General features: G+C 64.0%; 1 protein-coding gene. It reads left to right on the top strand.

Features of this window, described 5'->3' with window-relative positions:
* The coding region (locus SCA31_RS24235; protein ID WP_410699533.1) for a hypothetical protein at positions 1 to 258 on the top strand (258 nt) is incomplete at both ends.

Below are 258 nucleotides of genomic sequence, written 5' to 3'. Positions count from 1 at the left end.
ATCGCTGAGTCGCAGCGGGGCAAGGAAGGCCCGGCGTGGGCGCCGCGCACCGCCGAATGGGACCTTCACGCAACGATCCTTGGTCAGATCGCCACGGGAATTGAAGTTCTCACCGCGGCGACGATCAAGGCCAACGGCGGGAAACCGGGTGACGTCAAACCGTTCCCGACCCCAAGGACAGAAATTCAGGCGGCCATGAAGGCCGCCGAGCGCGATTGGGCTGTGCAGTTCGCAAGCCAGTTTGGTTTCTCCGCGGAG

It is taken from the genome of Chryseobacterium sp. SIMBA_028, from assembly GCF_046535285.1.
Lineage (GTDB): Bacteria > Bacteroidota > Bacteroidia > Flavobacteriales > Weeksellaceae > Chryseobacterium.
Note: the sequence above shows the minus strand (reverse complement) of the source record. Positions and strands in the feature narration are given on the sequence as shown.